General features: G+C 61.7%; 21 protein-coding genes. 4 read left to right on the top strand and 17 right to left on the bottom strand.

Annotation, left to right across the window (positions count from 1 at the left end; translation table 11 throughout):
• Window positions 1-3 precede the first annotated feature (3 nt).
• The 9 genes from rseP to rfbD form a co-directional block, all read right to left on the bottom strand.
• Window positions 4-1,371, bottom strand: coding sequence for an RIP metalloprotease RseP (gene rseP, locus GH663_RS07420; protein WP_246181521.1), 1,368 nt, complete (start codon window positions 1,369-1,371; stop codon window positions 4-6).
• Entirely contained in the window at window positions 1,368-2,561 is a 1,194-nt protein-coding gene (ispC, locus tag GH663_RS07415) for a 1-deoxy-D-xylulose-5-phosphate reductoisomerase (RefSeq protein WP_153131007.1), read from the bottom strand. The genes rseP and ispC overlap by 4 nt, the downstream gene beginning before the upstream one ends.
• Entirely contained in the window at window positions 2,558-3,388 is an 831-nt protein-coding gene (locus GH663_RS07410) for a phosphatidate cytidylyltransferase (protein WP_153131006.1), read from the bottom strand. Before GH663_RS07410 ends, ispC begins: the two co-directional genes overlap by 4 nt.
• Window positions 3,381-4,142 (bottom strand): polyprenyl diphosphate synthase, encoded by a 762-nt coding sequence (gene uppS, locus GH663_RS07405; RefSeq protein WP_153131005.1) that lies wholly within the window; start codon window positions 4,140-4,142, stop codon window positions 3,381-3,383. Before uppS ends, GH663_RS07410 begins: the two co-directional genes overlap by 8 nt.
• 28 nt (window positions 4,143-4,170) lie before the next feature.
• A complete protein-coding gene (gene frr / locus GH663_RS07400; protein ID WP_153131004.1) occupies window positions 4,171-4,728 on the bottom strand; it encodes a ribosome recycling factor in 558 nt (185 codons plus the stop codon).
• 12 nt (window positions 4,729-4,740) lie between these two features.
• On the bottom strand, window positions 4,741-5,457 hold the full coding sequence (gene pyrH / locus GH663_RS07395; RefSeq protein ID WP_153131003.1) for a UMP kinase: 717 nt from the start codon (window positions 5,455-5,457) through the stop codon (window positions 4,741-4,743).
• 19 nt (window positions 5,458-5,476) lie between these two features.
• Window positions 5,477-6,376, bottom strand: coding sequence for a translation elongation factor Ts (tsf, locus tag GH663_RS07390; protein WP_153131002.1), 900 nt, complete (start codon window positions 6,374-6,376; stop codon window positions 5,477-5,479).
• 56 nt (window positions 6,377-6,432) lie between these two features.
• The gene (gene rpsB / locus GH663_RS07385; protein ID WP_066879159.1) at window positions 6,433-7,182 is read right to left on the bottom strand and encodes a 30S ribosomal protein S2; all 750 of its coding nucleotides are present in this window, start codon (window positions 7,180-7,182) and stop codon (window positions 6,433-6,435) included.
• 199 nt (window positions 7,183-7,381) lie between these two features.
• Window positions 7,382-8,293 (bottom strand): dTDP-4-dehydrorhamnose reductase, encoded by a 912-nt coding sequence (gene rfbD, locus GH663_RS07380; RefSeq protein WP_153131001.1) that lies wholly within the window; start codon window positions 8,291-8,293, stop codon window positions 7,382-7,384.
• 119 nt (window positions 8,294-8,412) lie between these two features.
• Between rfbD and map the strand changes: the two genes are divergently transcribed.
• Both map and GH663_RS07370 read left to right on the top strand, forming a co-directional pair.
• Window positions 8,413-9,213 (top strand): type I methionyl aminopeptidase, encoded by an 801-nt coding sequence (map, locus tag GH663_RS07375; protein WP_153131000.1) that lies wholly within the window; start codon window positions 8,413-8,415, stop codon window positions 9,211-9,213.
• Window positions 9,210-11,771 carry a [protein-PII] uridylyltransferase gene (locus GH663_RS07370; RefSeq protein ID WP_246181520.1) on the top strand — a complete coding sequence of 854 codons (2,562 nt, stop codon included), beginning with the start codon at window positions 9,210-9,212 and terminating at the stop codon, window positions 11,769-11,771. The genes map and GH663_RS07370 overlap by 4 nt, the downstream gene beginning before the upstream one ends.
• Before the next feature lie 79 nt (window positions 11,772-11,850).
• Here GH663_RS07370 and GH663_RS07365 read toward each other — a convergent pair whose 3' ends face one another.
• The 7 genes from GH663_RS07365 to smc are packed head-to-tail and all read right to left on the bottom strand — an operon-like array spanning window position 11,851 to window position 21,921.
• Window positions 11,851-12,618: an S-methyl-5'-thioinosine phosphorylase gene (locus GH663_RS07365; RefSeq protein WP_153130999.1), complete on the bottom strand. Its 768-nt coding sequence runs from the start codon at window positions 12,616-12,618 to the stop codon at window positions 11,851-11,853.
• A 1-nt stretch (window position 12,619) separates the two neighbouring features.
• The gene (locus GH663_RS07360) at window positions 12,620-13,321 is read right to left on the bottom strand and encodes a class I SAM-dependent methyltransferase (protein WP_153130998.1); all 702 of its coding nucleotides are present in this window, start codon (window positions 13,319-13,321) and stop codon (window positions 12,620-12,622) included.
• On the bottom strand, window positions 13,321-13,866 hold the full coding sequence (locus tag GH663_RS07355) for a hypoxanthine-guanine phosphoribosyltransferase (protein ID WP_153130997.1): 546 nt from the start codon (window positions 13,864-13,866) through the stop codon (window positions 13,321-13,323). Before GH663_RS07355 ends, GH663_RS07360 begins: the two co-directional genes overlap by 1 nt.
• Window positions 13,866-14,738, bottom strand: a complete 873-nt coding sequence (gene galU, locus GH663_RS07350) for a UTP--glucose-1-phosphate uridylyltransferase GalU (RefSeq protein WP_066879173.1) — start codon at window positions 14,736-14,738, stop codon at window positions 13,866-13,868. The genes GH663_RS07355 and galU overlap by 1 nt, the downstream gene beginning before the upstream one ends.
• Window positions 14,738-17,122 (bottom strand): NAD-dependent DNA ligase LigA, encoded by a 2,385-nt coding sequence (gene ligA, locus GH663_RS07345; RefSeq protein ID WP_153130996.1) that lies wholly within the window; start codon window positions 17,120-17,122, stop codon window positions 14,738-14,740. Before ligA ends, galU begins: the two co-directional genes overlap by 1 nt.
• A complete protein-coding gene (locus GH663_RS07340) occupies window positions 17,122-18,408 on the bottom strand; it encodes a cell division protein ZipA C-terminal FtsZ-binding domain-containing protein (protein ID WP_153130995.1) in 1,287 nt (428 codons plus the stop codon). The genes ligA and GH663_RS07340 overlap by 1 nt, the downstream gene beginning before the upstream one ends.
• Window positions 18,409-21,921 carry a chromosome segregation protein SMC gene (smc, locus tag GH663_RS07335; protein WP_153130994.1) on the bottom strand — a complete coding sequence of 1,171 codons (3,513 nt, stop codon included), beginning with the start codon at window positions 21,919-21,921 and terminating at the stop codon, window positions 18,409-18,411.
• A gap of 126 nt (window positions 21,922-22,047) precedes the next feature.
• On the opposite strand from smc, the gene GH663_RS07330 reads away from it, so the two are divergent.
• Window positions 22,048-22,521 (top strand): nucleoside deaminase, encoded by a 474-nt coding sequence (locus tag GH663_RS07330; RefSeq protein ID WP_066879185.1) that lies wholly within the window; start codon window positions 22,048-22,050, stop codon window positions 22,519-22,521.
• Here GH663_RS07330 and GH663_RS07325 read toward each other — a convergent pair.
• Window positions 22,518-22,895, bottom strand: a complete 378-nt coding sequence (locus GH663_RS07325; RefSeq protein WP_153130993.1) for a hypothetical protein — start codon at window positions 22,893-22,895, stop codon at window positions 22,518-22,520. The two genes, GH663_RS07330 and GH663_RS07325, sit on opposite strands and share 4 nt — an antisense overlap.
• A gap of 59 nt (window positions 22,896-22,954) precedes the next feature.
• Between GH663_RS07325 and dapC the strand changes: the two genes are divergently transcribed.
• Window positions 22,955-24,145: a succinyldiaminopimelate transaminase gene (dapC, locus tag GH663_RS07320; protein ID WP_153130992.1), complete on the top strand. Its 1,191-nt coding sequence runs from the start codon at window positions 22,955-22,957 to the stop codon at window positions 24,143-24,145.
• Window positions 24,146-24,156 lie beyond the last annotated feature (11 nt).

The raw sequence follows: 24,156 nt of genomic DNA, 5'->3' as shown, positions 1-24,156 counted from the left end.
CATTCAGCCGGAAATCAGGCGATTTATGTCGTTAAAAAAGGCGAAAGCCATCAGAATAAAAAGAATGGACAAACCTATCTGCTGCCCAATCTCCATGGCCCGCTCGGAAAGCGGGCGCCGTCTGACGACTTCAATCATATGATACATCAAATGCCCACCGTCCAGAACCGGGATGGGGAGCAGATTCAGCACGCCCAGACTGATGCTGACCAGCGCCATGAACTTGATGTAGTAGTCCACACCGAGGCGGGCTGACTGCCCGGCATAATCGGCAATCGTCACCGGCCCTGACAGGTTTTTCCACGAGACTTCGCCAGTCAGCATTTTACCGAGCATGACCAGGCTGAAAACGGACTTATCCCAGGTTTCCTCCAGCGCCTTGCCGCCGGCCTCGAAAAAACCGTAGCGCACGAAAGTATACAGTTCACGCTGCGTATCGCTGCTCTCGGCGACGGCCACGCCGATCTTGCCAACACTCCGGCCACGCTCGGAAACCGCTTCCGGAACAACGTCAACCGTCGCAATAGCACCTTGACGGAGGACTTCCAGGCGCAGGCTCTGGCCGGCCGAATCGCGAACCCGGATGACCAGATCCTGCCAGGTTGAAACCGCCGCGCCATTGATCGCACGCACCAGATCGCCAACCTGCAAACCAGCGCGCTCGCCGGGACCACCACCAACCAGCTTACCGACCACTGCCGGAATGTTCGGCCGAAAGAACGCAAGCCCCAAACGTTGCAGCGCATCGCCTTCCCAGCCCTGCTCTCCAGCAGCTTTCAAATGAAGGCGACGCAGTGCAATTTCCCTCGATTCGTTGATCAGCTCGAGATCGACGCTTTCCTTGGCGACCGCCTTCTGTAGGATCAACCAGCGAAAGTCATTCCAGGTCTCTACCGCCTGCCCATCCACCGCTCGCACCTGCTCACCGTTGGCGATACCGGCTGCCGCCGCCGGCGACCCCGCGGCTGGCGTACCAAGAATCGGCAACAGCTCGTTGCCGCCGTACATGAAAACACCCCAGAACAGCAGGATGGCCAGGATGAAATTTGCCAGCGGCCCCGCCGCGACAATCAGGCTGCGCTGCCCAACCGACTTTCGATTAAAGGCACGATGAAGCTCGCTTGCATCCACTGCCCCCTCTCGCTCGTCGAGCATCTTGACGTAACCGCCCAGCGGGAAAAGGCCAAGCGCCCATTCCGTCTGGTCACGCCCAACACGCCGCTGCCAGAGTACCCGCCCGAAACCGACAGAGAAACGCAAAACCTTGACATCGCAATATCTCGCCGCCAAGTAGTGACCAAGTTCGTGCACTACGATGAGTACACAGAGCACGACCAGAAAAGCAGCGAGATAGAAGGCCAGGCCGCTCACGCGAAACGACATTCCTTGATCAAGCGGTTTGCCACCTGACGGGCATCTGCATCGGCAGCCAGCACATCGGCCAGACTGCCCTCCGGCCCGGCCTGCACCTTGGACAAGACTTCCTCGTTCAAGCGGGCAATGCCCAGAAATGGCAACTGCCGGTCAAGGAAGGCGGCCACGGCAACTTCATTGGCGGCATTGAGAATGGCCGGCGCCGTTCCACCCTGATGCAAGACATCGTAAGCCAGTTGCAAGCAGCGAAAACGCACAAAATCTGGCTCGAAAAACTCCAGGCGCCCAATTTTGAACAGATCGAGCGGCTCGACACCGGCTTCGACCCGCTCTGGATAGGCCAGCGCATAGGCGATCGGCGTCCGCATGTCCGGATTCCCCAGTTGGGCGAGAACCGAACCATCGGCGTAATCAACCGCCGAGTGAATCACGCTCTGCGGGTGAACGACGACCTGAATCTGTTCGGGCGGTGCGGCAAACAGCCAATGCGCCTCGATGACCTCAAGCCCCTTGTTCATCATGGTTGCCGAGTCGACAGAAATTTTTCGTCCCATCACCCAGTTGGGATGGGCGCAAGCGGCTTCCGGGGTCACTCCCTGCAGGTCGGCAAGCGGCGTATTCCGGAATGGTCCGCCGGAAGCGGTCAACAGGATTCGACGCACGCCGCAGGCCGTCAAGCCACGCGCAAAATCCGTCGGCAAAGCCTGGAAAATCGCATTGTGTTCGCTATCGACCGGCAGCAGCGAGGCACCGGATTCGCGGATGGCGCGCATGAACAATTCGCCGGCCATCACCAGGACTTCCTTGTTGGCCAGCATCACCTTCTTGCCCGCCCGGGCGGCGGCCAATGTCGGCTCCAGACCGGCTGCACCGACAATCGCGGCCATCACTGCATCAACCTCGGGCAGTGAAGACAATTCGATCAGAGCTTCAATGCCGTGGCGAACTTCGGTATCCACCCCCGCCGCACGGCAGCGCTCCGCCAACTGGGCTGCCAACGGTGCATCACGCAACACTGCAAAGCGCGGCCTGAATTCGCAACACTGCTCAAACAGCTTTTCGAGCTGGCTATGGGCGCATAACGCGAAGACCCGATAGCGCTCGGGATGACGACGAATAACGTCGAGCGTACTGACCCCGATCGACCCTGTTGAACCTAATACGGTGATGTTCTGCAATTTATTCAAGGCCGATAAACGGTAAGCAGCAAGGCAACAACAGGCAGAGTCGAGGTCAGACTGTCGATACGGTCAAGCACGCCGCCATGCCCCGGCAGGACATTGCTGCTGTCCTTGATCCCGGCCTTGCGCTTGAGCAAGGACTCGTAAAGATCACCAATAATGCTGACGGCAGTAACGGCGAGCAGCATCACCACCCAGAGCACAAGCGACGGGGTATCAAGCTGAAAAGCGAGACGAATGAGCAGACCGTAGATCACGACCCCGACACCGGCCCCGACCGCCCCTTCCCAGGTTTTGCCCGGACTGATTGCCGGCGCCAGCTTGTGCTTGCCAAATGCCTTGCCGGAAAAATAGGCGGCAATATCAGCCATCCAGACCACGGCAAAAATGGCGAGCAGAACACAGGGGCCCAATGCACGCAGTTGCACCATGGCCAGCCAAGTCGGCAAGAGCACGACGGATCCGACCGCAACGCCTAGCACACCGCCATCCAAGGACCACTTCTTTTGCAGCCAGAACGGCATCACGAGACACCAGAACACGGCGGCTGCCCCGTAAAAGACAAGCACCCAATGCACCGCCGGCTCGAAGAGCGCGCCGGCGCCGATTGCTGCCGGATCAAGCTGGGCCAGAACGACGCAAATCAGCGCCGTTAAGCCACCGAGCAGACGCCGCGAAGCCTCCGACCAGCGGAGCAGGGCACCCCACTCCCAAGCCGCGACACCGATAAAGGCCGCAACCAGGATCGCCCAGTAGGCCTGCGGCAAAAGAAAAAGACTGGGTAAGAGCAGGGCCAGCAAAACGAGCGCCGTGATGACGCGCGTCTTAAGCATTCGATTTTTCCGATAGTTGCTCGCTGGTTCGCCCGAACCGCCGTTCACGTTGCTGATACGAGGTAATCGCCTTGCCGAATTCGGCCGTATCGAAATCAGGCCACAGCGTTGGAGTGAAATACAGTTCCGTATAGGCCAGTTGCCAGAGCAGGAAATTACTGATCCGCTCCTCGCCACCGGTACGAATGAACAGATCGGGCTCCGGCGCATAGTTCATCGACAGGTAAGGATCGAGATCGGACTCGCTCCACCCTTCCCGCTTATCCGGCTGCGCCGCCAGCATTTGGTTGACTGCCTGCATGATGTCCCAGCGTCCGCCGTAATTGGCGGCAATGGTCAGATCAAGGCGGGTATTGCCGGCCGTCCGGTTCTCCGCATCGCGAATCAACTGCTGCAAACGACTGTCGAAGCGCGACAGATCGCCGATGATGCGCAGGCGCACACCGTTGCGATCAAGCTTGTCCACTTCCTGCTCAAGCGCTTTGACGAAGAGCTGCATCAGCAGACTAACCTCTTCTTGCGGTCGACGCCAGTTTTCCGAGGAAAATGCAAAAAGGGTCAGGTAGGAAATCCCGCGCTCAAGGCAGGCACGAACCATTTCGCGAACCAGTTCGACGCCTTTGACATGACCGGCGACGCGTGGCATGAAACGTTTTTTGGCCCAGCGGCCGTTGCCATCCATGATAACGGCGACGTGCCTGGGCACGGCCGCCGCATCGGGAACCTGGCGTGTTGAGCTGGAGAAAATCGCCATTCAGCGGTGAATCCGCGTCAAACGGCGTTCAAACCTGCATCAGCTCGGCCTCTTTCGCGGCGAGCATCTTGTCGACTTCGACGATGAATTTATCGGTCAGCTTCTGAACTTCGTCCTGTGCCCGGCGCTCGTCGTCCTCGGGAATCTCGCCCTTCTTGAGCGCATCCTTGAGGTGGGTGTTGGCGTCGCGCCGCAGATTGCGGATGGCAACCTTGGCCCCCTCGCCTTCATTCTTGACGACTTTGATCATTTCCTTGCGACGCTCTTCGGTCAGCGCAGGCATCGGCACACGGATCAGGTCACCCTGCGATGCCGGATTAAGGCCGAGATCACAATCACGAATCGCCTTCTCGACCTTTTGCAACATGGGCTTTTCCCAAGGCTGCACACCGATCGTCCGGGCATCAACCAGGGTTATGTTCGCCACCTGATTCACCGGCACCATCGAACCGTAGTAATCCACCTGAACATGGTCAAGCAGGCCAATATGAGCACGGCCGGTACGGATTTTCTGGAGATCGTTCTTCAACGCATCCAGCGTCTTCTGCATTTTGCTTTCGGCAGTTTTTTTGAGTTCTGGAATCATCTCGTGTTTTCCTCAGCAATAGACCAGCGTGCCTTCATCCTCGCCACAGACCACGCGCTTCAGCGCGCCGGCCTTGAAGATGGAAAACACGTTGATCGGCAATTTTTGATCGCGACAGAGCGCGAAGGCGGTCGCATCCATGACCGCCAGATTTCTGGAGATCGCCTCGTTGAAGCTGATCTTGTCAAAACGGGTCGCCGACGGATCCTTTTTCGGGTCAGCCGTGTAGATACCATCGACTTTGGTCGCCTTAAGAACGATTTCGGCCCCGATTTCCGAACCGCGCAGAGCCGCTGCAGTATCGGTGGTGAAGAAGGGGTTACCGGTACCGGCACCAAAAATAACGACCTTGCCTTCTTCGAGATAGCGAATCGCCTTGCCGCGAATGTACGGCTCGATGACCTGCTCGATATTCAGGGCTGATTGCACCCGGGCATTCAGGCCGCACTGACGCATCGCATCGGACAGCGCCATGGCATTCATCACCGTGGCCAGCATGCCCATGTAATCCGCGGTGGCGCGATCCATCCCGGTGGCCGTACCGGCCATACCGCGGAAGATATTGCCACCGCCGATCACGACACCGATTTCCACACCCAGATCAGCGACTGCCTTGACCTCTCCGCAAATGCCCGCAATGGTCTGCGGATTGATGCCATAAGCATCCGAGCCCATCAAGGCCTCGCCGGAAAGCTTCAAGAGAATGCGCTTGTATTTGGGTGTAGTCATCGGTCTTTTCCTTGCTTGATTACTTCTTGGCAGCAGCGGCAGCAGCCTGGGCGGCTACTTCAGCAGCGAAGTCGTCAACCTTCTTCTCGATGCCTTCGCCAACCAGGAACAGGCAGAAGCTGGCGACGGAAGCGCCCTTGGCTTTCAGCAGTTGCTCGATGGTTTGCTTGCCGTCTTCAGCCTTGACGAAGACCTGAGCCAGCAGGGTGACATCCTTCAGATACTTCTGAACGGTGCCTTCGGCGATCTTCTCGAGCATAGCTTCCGGCTTGTTGTCAGCCCGGGCCTTCTCGATGGCGACGCGACGCTCGGTATCGAGCAATTCGGCGGAAACACCGGAAGCGTCCAGCGCCTTCGGCTTGGAAGCGGCAATGTGCATCGCCAGATCCTTGCCCAGTTGCTCGTCGCCACCAACCAGGTCGACCACAACGCCAACCTTGGCACCACCGTGGATGTAGGACTGCAGCTTGCCCTTGGCTTCGAAGCGGACGAAACGACGGATGGTCATGTTCTCGCCGATCTTGCCGATCAGTGCCGAACGGGTCGACTCGACCGTGCCTTCGCCCATCGGCAGCGCCGACAGCGCAGCGACGTCAGCCGGGTTATTGGCGGCGACCAGTGCGGCAGAGCCGTTGGCCAGCGCAATGAATTCGTCGTTCTTGGCAACGAAGTCGGTTTCGCTATTGACTTCGATCATGGCACCGGTCTTGCCGTCAGCCGAAATGCTGATTGCAACGATGCCTTCCGCTGCGATCCGAGCAGCAGCCTTGGAGGCCTTGTTACCCAGCTTGACGCGGAGGATTTCCTCAGCCTTGGCCATGTCGCCATCGGCTTCGGTCAGGGCCTTCTTGCATTCCATCATGGGCGCATCGGTCTTGCCGCGCAGTTCTGCCACCATGCCTGCGGTAATTGCCGCCATACTCAATCTCCTGAACTTATAGAACTGGCGGAGCTTGACGCTCCGCCGTTACAACCTTATTGCGCAGCTTCTTCCTGGACTTCGACGAATTCGTCGTCGCCACCGGCCGCAACAATTTCCTGAACCACCTGGCTACGTCCTTCGAGGATGGCATCGGCCACACCGCGGGCGTAGAGTTGGATAGCACGGGAAGAGTCGTCGTTACCCGGGATCACGTAAGCAACACCGTCCGGGGAGTGGTTGGTATCGACCACACCGATAACCGGGATACCGAGCTTTTCAGCTTCGGTGATGGCAATCTTGTGGTAACCGACGTCGATGACGAAGATGGCGTCCGGCAGACCAGCCATATCCTTGATGCCGCCGATGGATTTCTGCAGCTTTTCCAGTTCGCGACGGAAGGTCAGCGCTTCCTTCTTCGGCATGCGCTCGAGATCACCGGCTTCAACAGCCAGCTCCATGTCCTTCAGACGCTTGATCGAGGTCTTGACCGTCTTGAAGTTGGTCAGCATGCCGCCCAACCAACGCTGATCAACGAACGGCGCACCGGCGCGAACAGCTTCTTCGCCGATGATTTCGCGGGCCTGACGCTTGGTACCGACGAAGAGGATGTTGCCGCGATTGGCCGACAGCTTCTTCACGAAAGCCATGGCTTCGTTGTACTTGGCCAGGGTCTTTTCGAGGTTGACGATGTGAATCTTGTTGCGAGCACCGAAGATGTACGGGGCCATCTTGGGGGACCAGAAACGAGTCTGGTGACCGAAGTGAACACCAGCCTCCAGCATTTCGCGCATAGTAACGGACATACTAAAACTCCTTAAGGGTTGAACCGCCACCCGCCGGAAACGAACGCCATTATTGAATTCTGGCGAACACCCTTAATCGGCGGATGTGTGGATTGATTGCGCACATCAAGCACGCAACCGTCTATTTCGGTCGACATGACCGAGAAAAACCGCCGGATTATAGCAGCAGAACGGGCAACTAAAAAGCCTGTTGGCAGGCTCAGTAACCATTTTGCTTAAGTGCGAGCAGTTGTAGCATGCGCTCGAGATAAGGCTGCCAGTCCGGCATCTGCAATCCGAAATCGTTTTCGAGACGGCCGCAGTCGAGCCGGGAATTCAACGGACGGCGGGCCGCGCTCGGATATTCGCCACTGGCAATCGGCCGAATCGCCGCCGGCCGCAAACGAAGATTGAAGCCCGGCGCCGCCGAAGCCAAACCGACAATGGTCTGCGCAAAGGCATGCCAGCTGACCGGGCGCGCCGCAGCTAGGTGATAAAGCCGGTTTTCGCCCTTTTCGAGCAGTTGACCGCGCCGCACCATGGCCAGCACCACGCCGGTCACGGTCGCGACCAAGGCGGCCGGCGTCGGCGAACCGAACTGATCGGCGACCACGTCGAGCGCCTCCTTTTCCCGGGCCAGGCGCAGGATGGTCTTGATGAAATTGTCGCCCCGCACGCCAAAGACCCAACTGGTCCGGAAAATCAGCGACTTGCCGCCGGCCGCACGAATTGCCTCGTCGCCGGCTAATTTGCTGCGGCCGTACGCGGAAAGCGGCCCGGTCTGATCGCCTTCCAGATAGGGCGTAACCTTGGTGCCATCATAAACGTAGTCGGTCGAATAATGGACGAGCAAGGCGCCGAGTCGCGCCGCTTCCTCGGCCAGAATGCCGGGCGCCACGGCATTGATGCGGAACGCCTTCTCCACCTCAGACTCGGCTTTGTCCACCGCAGTATACGCCGCCGCATTGACGATCACCGAGGGCTTGAGATCACGCACCAGGGAACGAATCTGATCGGCATCGGATAAATCGCAGGCAGCACGCCCGACGGCAGCGACCTGGCCGTGCGGCGCCAGCGAGCGCTGTAACTGCCAACCGACCTGACCATCCTTGCCGAGAAGAAGAATACTCATCACCCATTCCTGCATCGAAAACCGGTAAGGCAGCAAGTATGCCACCCCGCTCGGCCCGGCTTTGAGAAACAGGGGCCATCATTTATCCTTGCCCCTCTCCAACGCAGAACAGAACAGCCATGAGCATCACGATCAAGACGCCTGAAGAAATCGAAAAAATGCGCGTCGCCGGGCGCCTCGCCGCCGAGGTTCTCGACTATATCGAGCCTTATGTGAAACCCGGCATCACCACGGAAGAACTCGACCGCCTGTGTCACGACCTGATGGTCAATGTCCAAGGCTGCATCCCGGCACCGCTCAATTACGCGCCCTCCGGATATGACCCCTATCCAAAATCGATCTGCACCTCGATCAACCAGCAGGTTTGCCACGGCGTACCCGGCGACCGCGCCCTGAAGAACGGCGACATCATCAATCTGGACATCACGACGATCAAGGATGGTTACCACGGCGACACCAGCCGGATGTTCGTCGTCGGCGAAGGCTCGATTCAGGCCAAGCGTCTGTGTGAAATCACCTTCGAGTGCATGTGGCTGGGTATTTCGGTCGTTCGCCCGGGCGCCTACCTGGGCGACATCGGTGCCATCATTCAGAAGCACGCCGAGAAAAATGGCTACTCGGTGGTTCGCGAATTCTGCGGCCACGGCATCGGCAAGAAATTCCACGAAGACCCGCAGGTCCTGCATTACGGCAAGGCCGGCACCGGCCCGCGCCTAGAACCAGGCATGATGTTCACCATCGAACCGATGATCAATGCCGGCAAGGCAGCCATTCGCGAAATGGCCGACGGCTGGACCATCGTCACCAAGGACCGCAGCCTTTCGGCGCAGTGGGAGCACACGATACTGGTGACCGAGACCGGCTATGAAGTCATGACCCTGTCCGCCAATTGCCGTCCAAAACCTGACTGGATCAAATGATGGTCGGCAATGTTGCGGCGCTGCGCGCCGAGGTCAAGGAACGCCAGATCAAACTGCAGCAGGAGTACGAACGCACCGGCGATGCCTGCGCCCTGCTCCGCGCCCGTAGCGCTGGCGTTGATGAAGTCCTGTGCAAGCTGTGGGCCTCGCTCGACTTTCCCGCCACCTTGGCGTTGGCCGCCGTTGGCGGTTACGGCCGGGGTGAACTGTTCCCGTCTTCCGACATTGATCTGCTGATCCTGCTGCCACAGGAAGCCAGTCCGGCCCTGCAGGAAAAGCTGGAAACGCTGATCGGCCATTTCTGGGACATCGGCCTCGAAATCGGCCATAGCGTGCGCACCATCCAGGAATGCCTGGAGGAAGCCAGCAACGACATCACGGTTCAAACCGCATTGCTCGAAGCGCGCCTGCTGACTGGCAACGAAAAGCTGTTTGCCACTTTCGAAAAGCGCCTGCACGGCAACCTCGACCCGTTGCTCTTCTTCGAAGCCAAGAAACTGGAGCAGCAGGAGCGCTACCTGCGTTTCAACGAAACGCCGTTCAGCCTGGAACCGAACTGCAAGGACTCGCCCGGCGGTCAACGCGACCTGCAGGTCATTTTCTGGATTGCCAAGGCTGCCGGTTACGGTGGCACCTGGAACGAACTGCACCAGAGTGGCATCCTGACCTGTGAAGGCATCACCCTGGCCGAGAGTTGCGAGGAATTTCTGCGTCACCTACGCATCCGGTTGCACCTGCAGGCCGGTCGCCGCGAAGACCGCCTGCTTTTCGACTACCAGAACACGCTGGCCGAACGCTTCGGCTTCGTCTCGACCGACGCCCGGCGGGCCTCCGAGCAGTTGATGCAGGTCTACTACCGCAACGCCAAGGCAGTGACACTGATCAATACCATCCTGCTGCAGAACATGGGCGCCGCCCTTTCCCCGGAAAGCGAGCAGATTCCGCAGTTGCTGGATGAAGATTTCCAGTCGGTCGGCAACCTGCTCGACATTCGCGACGAGAAACTGTTCGAACGTAAGCCATCGGCCATTTTCGACAGCTTTCTGGCCATGCAGGAAAGCCATGACCTGCACGGCATGACTGCCCGCACCTTGCGTGCGCTGTGGCGGGCGAGCGACCGAATCGGTCCGGAATTCCGCGCCGACCCGGCTAATCGGGCGGCCTTCATCCGGCTGTTCAAGAGCCCGCGCGGCGTCGTCCATGAATTCCGCCGGATGAACCAGCTCGACATCCTCGGCGCCTACCTGCCGAATTTCGGCCGCATCGTCGGCCAGATGCAGCATGACCTGTTCCACGTCTACACCGTCGACCAGCACATCCTGCAGGTGATGCGCAATATCCGCCGCTTCACGATGAGCGAGTTCGCGCACGAGTATCCGCTGTGCGCCCGGGTCATGAGCGAATTCGACCAGCCCTGGCTGCTCTATATTGCCGCCCTCTTCCACGACATCGCCAAGGGCCGCGGCGGCGATCATTCGGAACTCGGCACAGCCGACGCCCGCCTTTTCTGCGAAGAACACGGCCTGAGCGAGGAAGACACCGAACTGGTGATCTGGCTAGTCCGCAACCACCTGGTGATGTCCCAGGTCGCCCAGAAGGAAGACCTGACCGACCCCGAGGTGATCAGTAACTTCAGCCGCCTGGTCGGCGACCTGCGCCACCTGCAGGCCCTTTATCTGCTGACCCACGCCGATATCCGCGGCACCAGCCCGAAAGTCTGGAACCAGTGGAAAGGCAAGCTGCTGGCCGACCTTTTCTTCCAGACCCAGCACTATCTCGGGCAGGAGGAGGCGCCGGCCCCGCATGGCATCATCGCCGAACGTCAGGCCGAGGCGATGCGCCTGCTGCGTTTCTTCGCGCTTTCCGACACCGTCCACGAACGGCTGTGGAAACAGCTCGACATGGTCTATTTCCTGCGCCACTCGGCCGAGGAAATCGCCTGGCACACGCGCTCGCTGCATTACCGGATCTTCAACAACCAGCCGGTGGTCCGCGCCCGCCTGCACCAGGATGGCGAAGGCCTGCAGGTGATGGTCTATACGCAGGATCAGCCCGACCTCTTCGCCCGCATCGTCGGCTTCTTCGCGCGCGCCGGCTACAGCATCGTCGATGCCAAGATCCACACCACCGCCCACGGCTACGCGCTGGACAGCTTTGTCGTGCTCGACATTGAAAAACGCGACAACAATCGCGAGATGGTGGCCTACATCGAACACGAACTGGAGCATCGCCTGGTGCACCAGACACCGCCGGAAGCGCCGTCGGCCGGGCGCCTGTCGCGCCAGGTCAAGCACTTCCCGATCAAGCCGGAAGCCAGCATCCGCAGCGACGAGCGCGGCACGCATTTCATCTTGTCACTGATCGCCGCCGACCGCCCCGGCCTGCTCTACGCCGTCGCCAACATCCTGGCCGAACACCACGCCAACCTGCATACCGCCAAGATCACCACGCTCGGCGAGCGGGCCGAAGACGTATTCCTGATCAGCGGCGGCGACCTCAACGAGAGTGGCAGCCGCATCCGACTGGAAACGGAGCTGATGGATCAGCTAAAAATCTGATCCAGGCAGGATTGCCCGGCAAACCCGGCAGTCCTGCGGTCAACCGGCCCGAAACCTCGATTTCGGGCCGCTGCCCTGCTTAAACCGAAGCCACCGGCGGGCAGTTGTTCTGACAACCGACCAACCCTTCAATGACACTGCGCACGCGGCCCATCGCTTCGTGCAGAACCACTTCCAGGCTCTCGAAACGAATGCCGTTGGCGCTACTGCCACGACCAGCCGCATGGTTGGCGACGACATTGATCGCCGCGTAGGGCAAATTCAGTTCGCGGGCCAGCGCCGCTTCCGGCATCCCTGTCATGCCGACCACATCAACGCCATCCTTTTCAAAGCGATTGATCTCGGCGGCAGTTTCCAGACGTGGCCCCTGCGTTGCACCGTAGACGGCACCCACCTTGACGTCGACCGCCAGCGCTTCGGCGGCCTCGCGAATCCGTTCCCGCAATTCGGCATCGTAGGGTTCGGTAAAGTCGATATGGGTCACCGGACTGGCCACGCCATCGAAAAAGGTCGATTTTCGACCCCAGGTGTAATCGATGATCTGATGCGGCAGGACAATGTCGCCCGGCTGCAGGTCGCTGCGGATGCTGCCAACCGAGGCGACGGAAATGACGCCGACCGCCTTGTGATGATGCAGGGCCCACAGGTTGGCGCGGTAATTGACCATGTGCGGCGGAATGGTATGACCGTAGCCGTGGCGCGGCAGGAACATCACCGGCTTGCCGCAGATTTCACCGAACACCACGGCGCCGGACGCCTCGCCGAACGGCGTACGGACCACCTCGCGGTGCGAAACATCAAGATTGGACAGCGTCGTCAGACCGCTGCCGCCAATGATTGCCAACATTTTATTTTTTCCTTTCGGCCAGCAACGAAGCCAGCACCGGCACGACGTTCTTCAACGACGGGTGTGAATTGCGGAATTTAGTCATCGCCAGCGTATTGTCGTCGAGCTTGCGATACAAGGCATGCCGGCGTTCGGCAGTGAATGGCAGGTCGAGCAGCGTCTTGCCGCCGTGATAGCCGACCAGCGTATCGCGGCCGATATCCTTGGCCTGCCAGGGAATTACCGTTCGGTCGACGAAATGCAGGGCCTGTACACTGGACAGGCTGGCCGCCAGTTCGGCAACGGCGCGGTGGATTTTCTCGCGATAAGCCACCACCGCCTGCCCGGCATCGCTCGGCGCAGCGCCGGTGACATCGGCCGGCGCCCCCATCAGCCAGCAGACCACGCTGTCCGGCGCGAAGGCTTCAAGCTGGGTCCGCTGTTCGGCGGTCAGCGCCGTAACTTCGGCCTGCAGCAACTGCACGGCCGGGTCCGTGACACGGGCCTGCGTTGCCGCCAGGCACTCGGCCAGCGAATCCAGCGCCAACACATGTAAGCCGCGGGCGGCCAGCGCCTGCGTCGCATAACCGACACCACAGCCAATCTCCAGCACGCGCTGCTCGGGGACCTGCGCAGCCATCCATTCGTAGTCGCCGCGCCGGACGTAGTTCAGCCCTTCGGCCTCCCAGTAGCCGAGGAACTCGGCAACCGTCGCCCCGCTCATCAATCTTCCTTCATGGCGTAAATCGCCGGCAGATTGCGCCAAGCGCCATCGACATCCATGCCGTAACCGAAAACAAAGCGATCCGGTACGGTCAACCCGACGAAATCGGCAGAAATGGGCTTGGTCTTGCCATTCAGCTTGTCGGTAAAGACGGCGAGCAATACTTCGGCAGCGCCGAGGCGCGTCAGGCTTTCCTTGACCGCCGCCAGCGTCACGCCTTCGTCGAGAATATCGTCGACGACCAGCACGGTCCGCCCTTTGACCGAAGTCCACGGCGCCATCCGCCAGGAAATCTTGCCGCCCTGCGTTTCCGGGCCGTAACGGGTGGCGTGCAGGTAATCGAAGTCAATTGGAAAATCGAGCTTGGGCAGCAGTTGACCGCAGAAGATCACACCGCCGGTCATCACGCAAAGGACCAGCGGATTCTTGTCAGCCAGTCGGGTACGAATGCGACTGGCCACCTGCGTCAATGCACTCTGCACCGTTGCTTCGGAGTGAATCAGCTCTGCCTCGGCCAGCAGCTTGCGGGCTTTGTTCTCGTCCATCAGTTCCCCAGCGTTTTCAGGTAAGCATCGAAGGCGGGGCCGACTTCCGGGTGACGCTGGCCGAAAACGACCGTCGCCTGCAGGTAGCCCAGCTTGGAGCCGCAATCGTAGCGTGTTCCGGCATAACGGTAGGCCAGCACCTGCTCTTCGGAGAGCAGCGAGGCAATGCCGTCGGTCAACTGGATTTCACCGCCGGAACCGGGCTTGATATTTTCCAGATGGTGGAAGATGCGCGGCGTCAGGATGTAGCGACCGACGACGGCCAGCGTCGATGGCGCCTCTTCCGGCTTCGGCTTTTCGACGATGGCATTCACCTGTTCCAGGCGATCTGCCACGCTGCGCGCATCGACGATGCCGTAGCTCTTGGTGTCGGCGCGCGGCACATCCTGCACGCCGAGTACCGAGCAGCGGTAGTAGTCGAAGGTGTCGGTCATCTGCTTCATCACCGGCACCTTGTCGCCATCGAGCAGGTCGTCGGCGAGCAGCACGGCAAACGGCTCGTCGCCGATCACCGGCTTGGCGCACAGTACGGCATGGCCGAGACCGAGCGCTTCGGCTTGGCGGATATAGATGCAGTTGATGTTCTTCGGAATCATGTTGCGGACGAATTCCAGCATCTCGTCCTTGCCGCGTGCCGCCAATTCCGATTCCAGCTCGTAGGCCTTGTCGAAATGGTCCTCGATGGCGCGCTTGGACCGACCGGTGACGAAAATCATGTCGGTAATACCGGCCGCCACCGCTTCCTCGACCGCATACTGGATCAGCGGCTTATCGACGATGGGCAGCATTTCCTTCGGGCTGGCCTTGGTCGCCGGCAGGAAACGGGTACCCATGCCGGCCACCGGGAATACGGCCTTTCTGACTTTTTTCATTATTTATCTTCCTCTTCCAGCAATTTCAACAATTCTGTTTCGTCGATGACCGTCACGCCCAGTTCCACTGCCTTTTCCAGCTTGGAACCGGCTTCTTCACCGGCTACCACGTAATCGGTTTTCTTTGATACCGAACCGGCCACCTTACCGCCGGCAGCTTCGATCATCGCCTTCGCCTCGTCACGCTTCAGGGTTGGCAGCGTGCCGGTCAGCACCAGGGTCTTGCCGGCCAGCGCGGCCACCGGGGCTTCCTGAGCGGTGACCGCCGGCAGTGCGGCCAAAAGTTCGTCGCGACGAGTCGCCACCGCCGCCAGCAAGCCGCGGTTGCCGCGTGCCTGCAACCAGTCGCTGAGCGCAGTAATGAGCTCGCCGGGAATGCCGGCACTCGACAACGCGGCGCCATTGATCCCCTGCGCCGCCAGCGTCGCCCCGTCGATCACGTTGGCCAGTTGCTTGGCCCGCACCGGCGTCAAGCGGGGCACGCCGAGCACCGCGTACAGTTCGCTCCAGGCCAAGCGTTCGGCCAAGGCGGGCCGCGGCGGGTGCTCGTCGGCCGGTGCAACACCGATTTCCGGGCGCAGCAGCTCGTCGACCGCCTGCACATTGCGCTCCTCGGCGAAGAAATCGGCAATCGCCGCCGCCACCGTCGCACCGATATCCGGCAGCACCGCCAACAGCGGCGCCGGAGCCCGGCGCACACGCTCGACGCTACCCAGCCAGTCGGCCAGCGTCTTGGCAGTCGACTCACCGACGTGGCGGATGCCCAAGGCAAACAACAGCCTGGCCAAGCTCGGCCGCCGACTGGCGGCAATGCCGTCGAGCAGGTTCTCGGCCCAGCGGGTCGGCACCTGGCCGGCCTTGACCGTTTCGGGCAGGCTGCCGTCACGCTCGTCGGCGCGCCGCTTCATTTCGAGCAGATCGTCTAGTTTCAAGCGATAGAGGTCGGCGATGCCATGCACGTAGCCAAACTCGACCAGACGCTCGACATAACGCTCGCCGAGGCCTTCGATATCCATCATACGACGCCCGGCAAAATGCAGGATCGCCTGGATGCGTTGGGCGCTGCATGCAAAACCGCCGGAGCAGCGCGTCACCGCCTCGCCCGGTTCGCGCACGACGTGGGCGCCGCAGACCGGACAGGCGTCGGGCATGGCGAAAGGTTGCGCATCGGCCGGCCGGCGCTCGGCGACCACGCCGACCACCTCGGGAATGACATCGCCAGCGCGGCGCACGATCACCGTATCGCCCACGCAAATACCGCCCTTGCGCTCGACCTCGTCGGCGTTGTGCAGCGTCGCATTGGTCACCGTTACGCCACCGACGAAAACCGGCGCCAGCCGCGCCACCGGCGTCAGCGCCCCGGTCCGGCCAACCTGGATGTCGATCGCCTCGACGACGGTCAACGCCTCCTGCGGCGGATATTTGTGGGCCACCGCCCAGCGCGGCTCACGCGAGCGGAAACCCAGGCGCTGCTGCAGTTCCAGGCTATTTACCTTGTACACCACACCATCGATGTCGAACGGCAGCCGACCCCGCAATTCAGCGATTTGGCGGTGGAAGGCGGCCAGCGCCTCGCCCCCCGCCAGCACGGCGCGATGTTCACAAACCGGCAGGCCGAAGGCGGCCAGCGCGTCGAGCACGCCAGCGTGGGTTTTTGGCATTTCCCAGCCGTCGACCGCACCGAGGCCATAGGCGAAGAAACATAGCGGCCTACTCGCGGCGATCGCCGGATCGAGCTGGCGAATGCTGCCGGCCGCGCCGTTGCGCGGATTGACCAGGGTCTTGTCGCCACGCGCGGAGGCCGCCGCGTTGTAGCGTTCGAGATCGTCGCGTCGCATGTAGACCTCGCCGCGCACTTCGAGCAGTGGCGGCGCATCACCCGCGAGGCGTAGCGGAATCTGGCGCAACGTGCGCAGGTTTTGCGTAACATCCTCGCCGGTCACGCCGTCGCCGCGCGTCGCACCGCGCACCAGCACGCCGTTCTCGTAGCGCAAACTGATCGCCAGGCCATCGAACTTGAGCTCCGCTGCGTACTCGATGGCCGGCGCTGTGGGCGGCAATTCCAGCTCGCGCCGGATACGAGCATCGAAATTCAACGCTCCACTCGACTCGGTGTCGGTCTCGGTCTGGATCGACAGCATCGGCACGTCGTGCCGTACCGGCTGGAATTTCGCCAAGGGCTGCCCACCAACCCGCTGGGTCGGCGAATCGGCAGTCAGCAGTTCGGGATAACGCCGTTCCAGCCCCTGCAACTCGCGAAACAACAGGTCGAACTCGGCATCGGGAATTGTCGGGGCATCCAGGACGTAATAGGCATGGTTGTGCGCCTCAATGTCGGCGCGCAACTGGGCGGCGCGCTGCGCCTCCGGGACCGGCACGACCATCAGGAAAACAAACGCCGTGCCTGGGCCGATCCGGCGGGCAAGCCGAAGCTGAGCATCGTTGCCTGCGGCTTGCCGATGAATTCGCGACGGATATGGTCGAGCTGTGCATCCGACAGTGGCTGACGATTGTCATCGACCAGGGCGCCGTTCAAGGTATCGGCAAAACGCTTGGCCAGTTCGGCCATCTGCTGGAAGACACGCTCGCCGTGATCGACGCGCGGCACGTCGAGCAGGAAAGTCAGGCCGTGGGTCGTCAGGGTACGTACGGTATCGGCTGTGAACTGCGTGCTTTCGTAATTCTGCAGACTGAACTGGGCGCGACCTTCGTCGTCGTAGCGGGTAAACAGGCCGTCGATACCGAGCACCATGCCGGCCGCTTCTGCCAGTGCGCGGATCTTGGTGCCGGAAAATGCACTGCCGCGGCTGACCAGATTGATGCCGATTTCGAGGTCGACCGCAGCGCAGAAGCGATCAATTTCCGCCGCCTGATCGAGTACGCGCGATGACGGCATATCGGCCACCGCCATCAGTTCATCGGACAGGGCCCGGATTGCGTTGGTGAAAATGGTCAGATCGCCCTCGGAAACCGGCCCCATCCGGTTGACCAGCTGCAGGCCGACGCGCAGGCGGCGCAAGTGCAGGTCATGGTCGGAGCTGAGGCGCTCCCATTCACGGGTCCGTTCATTGAAACCGACCCAATGCAGCGGCTTGTTCAAGCGATGCAGCACATCGCGTTGAGAATGCAGGATCTGCAGCGCGGAAACCGGCTCGACCAGTTCCATGGCGACAATGAACTCGGTCCGCGGATCGAGCAGTTCCAGCGGTACTGGCGGGGCCGGCACATCGTGCTGCTCCTCGACCGCTTCGGCCGGCGGCGTGCTGCGTACGGCCTTGCGCAAGGGCATGGCCGGAGCTTCCGGTTCGGGCAGGGGTTCGGGCTCGGGTGCCCAAGCTGGCTCGGCTTCGTGGGGCGTTTCCAACTCCGCCTCCACTTCCTCGACCGCCGGGACGAAATCATCGGACGGCAATGTCGGATTGGGATCGGTAAAGACGGGCTCGACCCGCTCGGCCGTCACCGGTTCATCGAGACGAATTTCCGGCTCGCTGCGTTCGGGCGCTACCGGCACTGCCTTCGGCCCGTCGCCGAGCAGAACATCGTCGTGATGCGGCTTGAGCACTGCTTCCGCCAGTTTGCGATGGCGGTATTCCTGCCATTTGTTGTAAGCGAACACGCCGACCACCGCCGCCGCGCCCAAGCCAATCAATCCCATCTGGAGTTCGGTCATTTACGCCGCATCCCTCATCTTCAAAGCTTCTTCGATATCCACTTCCACGACCCGCGAAACGCCGGATTCCTGCATCGTCACGCCGACCAGTTGCTCGGCCATTTCCATGGCGATTTTATTATGGGAAATGAATAGGAACTGCGTATTGGCGGACATTTTCTGCACCATGCCGCAAAAACGCTCGGTATTAGTATCGTCCAGCGGCGCGTCGACCTCGTCAAGCAGGCAGAACGGGGCCGGGTTGAGCTGGAACATCGAGAAGACCAGCGCAATCGCCGTCAGCGCCTTTTCGCCGCCGGACAGCAAATGGATGGTCGAATTCTTCTTGCCCGGCGGCTGGGCGATGACCTGGACGCCGGCATCGAGGATTTCTTCACCGGTCATCACCAACTCGGCCCGGCCGCCACCGAACAGCTCCGGAAAAAGTTGCCCAAAATGGCTGTTGACCGTGTCAAACGTGCTCTGCAGCAGATCGCGTGTCTCGCGGTCGATACGGCGGATGGCATTCTCCAACGTTTCCATCGCCTCGTTGAGATCAGCCGCCTGCATGTCGAGGTAGCCCTTGCGCTCGGTCGCCGTTTCCAGTTCCTGTAGCGCCGCCAGATTGACCGCGCCGAGATCGGCAATGGCGTTGCCGAGTCGGGTTATTTCGCCCTGCAGGCTGGCCGGCCGGGCATTGCCCAGCTCCGGCAGCAGGGCTTCCTCGTCGGCCCCGGCTTCCAGCAACTGTTGTGCAAACTGCTCGGTATTCAGCGCCGCTGCCTGCTCCTTCAGCTTCAGGTCGCCGATCCTGACGCGCAGCGGCTCCAGGCTCTGCTCGATCTTCAGGCGCTGCTCTTCCAGGCCGCGCAGCCCGTTGGTCGCCGCCTCCAGCGCATCGCGCTTCTCGGCCAGCGCCTTTTCCTTTTCCTGACGCAATTCGAGCGCCGCCTGCAGATTGTCTTCCATGACATCCGGCGGCGCTGCTTCGACCTGCTCGGCGCACTGCGCCCGGTCCTTCTCGATCCGGTTCAACTCGCGCTGGGCGGTGGCCTGCTGGGCAAAGATGTCCTGCAGCTTGCTTTCCGACTCGCGCAGCGAGAACTGTGCCTCGCGCAGCGCCCGGTCGTAGTCCGAATTGCGCTCGCGCTCGGCGCGCACTGCCCGCTCTGCTTCGTCCAGCCGGGCTTGTGCCCCGGCCACCAGCACGCGAATCCGCCCGAGGCCGTCGCGAATCTCGGCGATCCGCTCATCGGCCGACATGTCGCGTTCGCGCTCGCTTTCCTCTTCCTCGGCCAGTTCGGCCATCTGCTCCTGCAGGCGCTCCTTCTGCTCGCGGTAGCGCTCGATGGCCTGGCTCAGCTTGAGCACTTCAAGCTGCACGGCGTGCACGCGCTGCTGGCGGTCGGTGATGTAGTGGCGGGTTTCGGTGACTTCCTCGCGCTTGTCGTCGAGTTGCTCGTCGAGCACGGCCAGTTGCTCGCGGATGCCCTCGGCCTTTTCCTCGAAAGCGGCGACGCCTTCGGCCAGCGCTTCGATTTCGCGCTGGCGTTCGAGCAGGCCGTGTTCGCTCTTGTCGGGCGCGAAGAAGGTCAGGCTGGAACGGGTCAGGATGTCGCCGGTCTTGGTGACCAACGCGACGCCGGCCGGCAGGTCAGCGCGCACAGCTAGCGCCGCATCAAGGCTTTCGGCGGTACGCACGCCACCCAGCCAGTCGGCGAGCACGGCGGCCAGCGCCGGTTTGTCGCAACGCACCTGCTGGCCGAGATTACCGGCGGTGGACGTGCTGTCAGGAGCAAAATCCGTCGCCGTCGGGAAGACGACGCTCAAGCGGGCATCCGGCCGGTCATGCAGCCATTCGTCGAGCTTGGCCGGATCGTCGCAGGCAATGGCGCTCAGGCGCTCGCGCAACACCGCCTCGACCGCCGATTCCCAGCCCGCCTCGACGTGAATCTGCTGCCACAGCGGCAAGGCGGCATCGAGGCCGTGACGATGCAGCCATTCGGGCAATTTGCCGCTCCGCTGCGTCCGCGCCTGCATCTGCTCCAGCGCGGCACGGCGCGCCTGGCCGGCCGCCAGTTCGCGCTCGATGCGCTGCAATTCCTCCTGCACTTGCCGGCGCGAGGCTTCCAGTTGCGGCAACTCGTGCTGCAACTGTTGCAGGTGGTCCTGATCGCCGGCCAGCTCCTCGCGCAGCAGAGCCAGCTCCTCTTCCTTCTCGGCCTGATCCATCGCGTCCGGCGCATCCTGCCCGCCCGCCTCGTCGCGCAGGCGTTCCCGACGCTGGACGATGGCCTGCAGCGCCCGCTGGGCATGCGACTTGTTGGTCAGCTCGACTTCCAGCTTCTGCTCGCCATTGACCGTGCGTGCCTTAAGCCGCTGCAGTTCCTCCTGCGCCTGGGCGTGGCTTTCCTCGACCTGTGGTGCGATATTCATCTGCTGATCGAGGCGCTCTTCGGCTTCCCCGACCCGCAGGCGGGTGATTTCCTGCAATTCTTCCCAGCGTAGCCGGTCCTCGGCCAGTTTTTCCGCCGTCGCCGACCACTGGGCCAGTTCGCCTTCCAGCTGGGCGAGCCGGGTTTCCAGCTGGCGCTGCGATTCGCGGCGGTGGCGGATCTCCGCTTCCAGCTTGGCGACTTCGGCATTGGCTGCGTACATTTCGCTCTGCGCCTGATGCAGGGCATCGCCGGCGGCGAAATGCGTCTCGCGCATTTCCTCGGCCCGGGCCTCGGTTTCGCGCAAGGCGGCGCTTTGCGCTTCGAGCTCGGTGGTTGCCCGCTCGACTTCCAGCGACAGCCGCTGGCGTTCGGCTTCGGCTTCCCGCTTGCGCAGCAGCCACAAGATATGCTGACGCTGGACCAGTTGCTCGTTCAGCGCATGGTAGCGCCGCGCCACTTCGGCCTGCGACTCCAGGCGCTCCATCTGGTTGCCCAGTTCGAGCCGGATATCCTCGACGCGCAGCAGGTTTTCGCGGGTGTCTTCCAGTCGACCGTTGGTTTCCTTGCGGCGCTCCTTGTAGCGGCTGACACCGGCCGCCTCTTCAAGAAAGACGCGCAGGTCGTCCGGCTTGGCCTCGATGATGCGCGAGATCATGCCCTGACCGATGATGGCGTAGGCGCGGGGCCCGAGGCCGGTGCCGAGGAAGAGATCGGTAATGTCCTTGCGCCGGACCTTCTGGTTATTGATGAAGTAGTCCGACTGGCCCTGCCGGGTCAGCAGGCGCTTGACCGACAGTTCGGCGTATTGCGACCACTGGCCCATCGCCCGGCCGAGCGAATTGTCGAAAATCAGCTCGACCGAAGCGCGCGACACCGGCTTGCGGTTCGAGGAGCCATTGAAAATGACGTCCATCATCGACTCACCACGCAGTTCCGACGCCTTCGACTCGCCCAGCACCCAGCGCACGGCATCCATGATGTTGGATTTGCCGCAGCCATTCGGGCCGACGACGCCGACCAACTGCCCGGGCAGGGCAACGGCAGTCGGATCGACGAAGGATTTGAAACCGGCGAGTTTGAGTTTGGTCAGGCGCATGGATTAAGCCAGGCGGCGCGCCAGGCGGCACCGCAACGGGGGCCGTATGATAGCATCGGACACACGCATGACATGGCGCCCGCCTTTTCAAGGCCGCAGCGCCAAGCACACGGAGAATCGGCAGCCATGAATCCGGATGATCAATTTCTCGCCCGCGCCATCAACCTCGCCCGCCAGGGCAGCACCAACGGCGACGGCGGCCCGTTTGGCGCCGTCATCGTGCACGACGGAAAAGTCATTGCCGAAGGCTGGAACCGCGTCGTCAGCAGCGGCGACCCGACCGCCCACGCGGAAGTCAATGCCATCCGCAGCGCCTGCGCCACGCTCGGTCACTTCCACCTGACCGACTGCACCCTCTACGCCTCCAGCGAACCCTGCCCGATGTGCCTTTCCGCCGCCTACTGGGCACGCATCGGGCGCATCGTCTTCGCCAACAGCCGGGCCGAGGCCGCGGCCATCGGCTTCTGCGACGACGAACTGTATGACGAACTGGGCCGCCATTTCTCGGCGCGCAGCATCGTCATGGAACATCACCCGCTACCGAATTCACTCGGCCCGATGCAAGAGTGGGCCGACAACCCAAAACATATCCCTTACTAGCGCCGCTCGACGCGAAATTCCAGGCGGTTGCCCTGGGCATCGACGCCGCTCCCCCGCCATGCCCGACAACTGATCGCCTGCCAGCGCACCGGAATCTTTCGCCCGTCGCTGCACAGCACCTCGCCCTCACCGGCATCGTCGGCGCAATTGCCCGAATTCGGTAAAGCCTTTGCGGGCAATGCCTGCCCATCGCAACTCAGACGCCCGTCCCGATCGCTCAAGGAAAAACGCCCACCGCCCCGGTTGCCCGGATAGCCCTTGCCCAGCAGTTCACCCGGCACGTCGCTCAGGCTGCCGGTGGCCCGATAGCCGAAGGCACAGGCGCTCAGTAAAACGGGGACAAGGAGGAGGACGGCAAAGGCGTGTTTGTTCACGAGGCAGTGAAAGCGTTTTCAGGGATAATCGACATTTTTACACCCATTCGACGCTCGACGTGAATCCGCACCTCGCCCAACTCCAGCCCTACCCCTTCGAAAAGCTGCGCGCCCTGTTCGCCGGCGTCACCCCGAACCCGCAATATAAAGAGATCAAGTTGTCGATCGGCGAGCCGCAGCATCCGACGCCGCCCTTCATCATGGACGCCCTGGCCAACGGCCTGAAGGGCCTGGCCAACTACCCGACCACGGCAGGCATCCCGGCCCTGCGCCAGGCCATCGCTGCCTGGTGCCAGCGGCGCTACGGCCTCGAATTGAATGCCGAAACCGAAATCCTGCCGGTCAACGGCTCGCGCGAGGCACTTTTCTCCTTCGCGCAGACGGTGATCGATCCAAGCCGTGGCCATGTTCCACTGATCGTCAGTCCGAATCCCTTCTATCAGATCTACGAGGGCGCCGCCTATCTGTCGGGTGCCGAGCCACGCTTCCTGAACAACTTGCCGGACAACGGCTTTGCCTTCGATTACGCGGCACTGTCGGAAGAGGAATGGGCGCGCGTCCAGTTGTTCTACGTCTGCTCGCCGGGCAACCCGACCGGCAAGGTGCTGTCGCTCGACGACTGGAAGACGCTGTTCGCCCTCTCCGACAAGTACGGCTTCATCATCGCTTCCGACGAGTGCTACTCGGAAATCTATTTCGACGAAGCCAACCCGCCGATCGGTGGCCTTCAGGCGGCCAAGCTGCTTGGCCGCTCGAACGAGCGACTGGTGATGTTCTCCAGCCTCTCGAAGCGCTCCAACGTGCCCGGCATGCGCTCCGGCTTCGTCGCCGGCGATGCGCAGATCCTGAAGAAATTCCTGCTCTACCGCACCTACCACGGCTGCGCCATGGCGCCACCGGTGCAAACCGCCTCGATCGCCGCCTGGAACGACGAAGCGCACGTCCTCGACAACCGCAACCAGTACCGCGAGAAATTCGCTGCCGTGACGCCGCTGATCGCCGAGGTGCTCGGCACCGGCATGCCGGACGCCAGCTTCTATCTGTGGGCGAAGACGCCGATCGCCGACACCGAGTTCGCCCGTGGTCTGCTCGAACACTATAATGTCGTGGTGCTGCCCGGCAGCTTCCTCGCCCGCGAGGCCAACGGTGTCAATCCGGGCACCAACTTCATTCGTATCGCCCTGGTTGCTTCGCTCGCCGAATGCCTCGAAGCGGCCAACCGTATCCGTCAATTCGCACAACAACTGTAAACAGAGAGAAC

This window comes from Dechloromonas hortensis (assembly GCF_009469765.1).
Taxonomy (GTDB): Bacteria; Pseudomonadota; Gammaproteobacteria; order Burkholderiales; family Rhodocyclaceae; genus Azonexus; species Azonexus hortensis.
The sequence above is the reverse complement of the archived record's forward strand: the minus strand, read 5'-3'. Positions and strand labels throughout refer to the sequence as shown.

Coding starts and splice junctions, on each gene's coding strand:
- rpsB (WP_066879159.1), bottom strand. CDS start 7,182: ATGTCCGTTACTATGCGCGAAATGCTGGAGGCTGGTGTTCACTTCGGT.
- rfbD (WP_153131001.1), bottom strand. CDS start 8,293: ATGAGTATTCTTCTTCTCGGCAAGGATGGTCAGGTCGGTTGGCAGTTA.
- GH663_RS07360 (WP_153130998.1), bottom strand. CDS start 13,321: ATGAGCGGGGCGACGGTTGCCGAGTTCCTCGGCTACTGGGAGGCCGAA.
- smc (WP_153130994.1), bottom strand. CDS start 21,921: ATGCGCCTGACCAAACTCAAACTCGCCGGTTTCAAATCCTTCGTCGAT.
- ligA (WP_153130996.1), bottom strand. CDS start 17,122: ATGGTCGTGCCGGTCCCGGAGGCGCAGCGCGCCGCCCAGTTGCGCGCC.
- GH663_RS07370 (WP_246181520.1), top strand. CDS start 9,210: ATGATGGTCGGCAATGTTGCGGCGCTGCGCGCCGAGGTCAAGGAACGC.
- GH663_RS07340 (WP_153130995.1), bottom strand. CDS start 18,408: ATGACCGAACTCCAGATGGGATTGATTGGCTTGGGCGCGGCGGCGGTG.
- GH663_RS07355 (WP_153130997.1), bottom strand. CDS start 13,866: ATGGACGAGAACAAAGCCCGCAAGCTGCTGGCCGAGGCAGAGCTGATT.
- uppS (WP_153131005.1), bottom strand. CDS start 4,142: ATGGCGATTTTCTCCAGCTCAACACGCCAGGTTCCCGATGCGGCGGCC.
- tsf (WP_153131002.1), bottom strand. CDS start 6,376: ATGGCGGCAATTACCGCAGGCATGGTGGCAGAACTGCGCGGCAAGACC.
- galU (WP_066879173.1), bottom strand. CDS start 14,738: ATGAAAAAAGTCAGAAAGGCCGTATTCCCGGTGGCCGGCATGGGTACC.
- frr (WP_153131004.1), bottom strand. CDS start 4,728: ATGATTCCAGAACTCAAAAAAACTGCCGAAAGCAAAATGCAGAAGACG.
- GH663_RS07365 (WP_153130999.1), bottom strand. CDS start 12,618: ATGTTGGCAATCATTGGCGGCAGCGGTCTGACGACGCTGTCCAATCTT.
- GH663_RS07330 (WP_066879185.1), top strand. CDS start 22,048: ATGAATCCGGATGATCAATTTCTCGCCCGCGCCATCAACCTCGCCCGC.
- map (WP_153131000.1), top strand. CDS start 8,413: ATGAGCATCACGATCAAGACGCCTGAAGAAATCGAAAAAATGCGCGTC.
- pyrH (WP_153131003.1), bottom strand. CDS start 5,457: ATGACTACACCCAAATACAAGCGCATTCTCTTGAAGCTTTCCGGCGAG.
- GH663_RS07410 (WP_153131006.1), bottom strand. CDS start 3,388: ATGCTTAAGACGCGCGTCATCACGGCGCTCGTTTTGCTGGCCCTGCTC.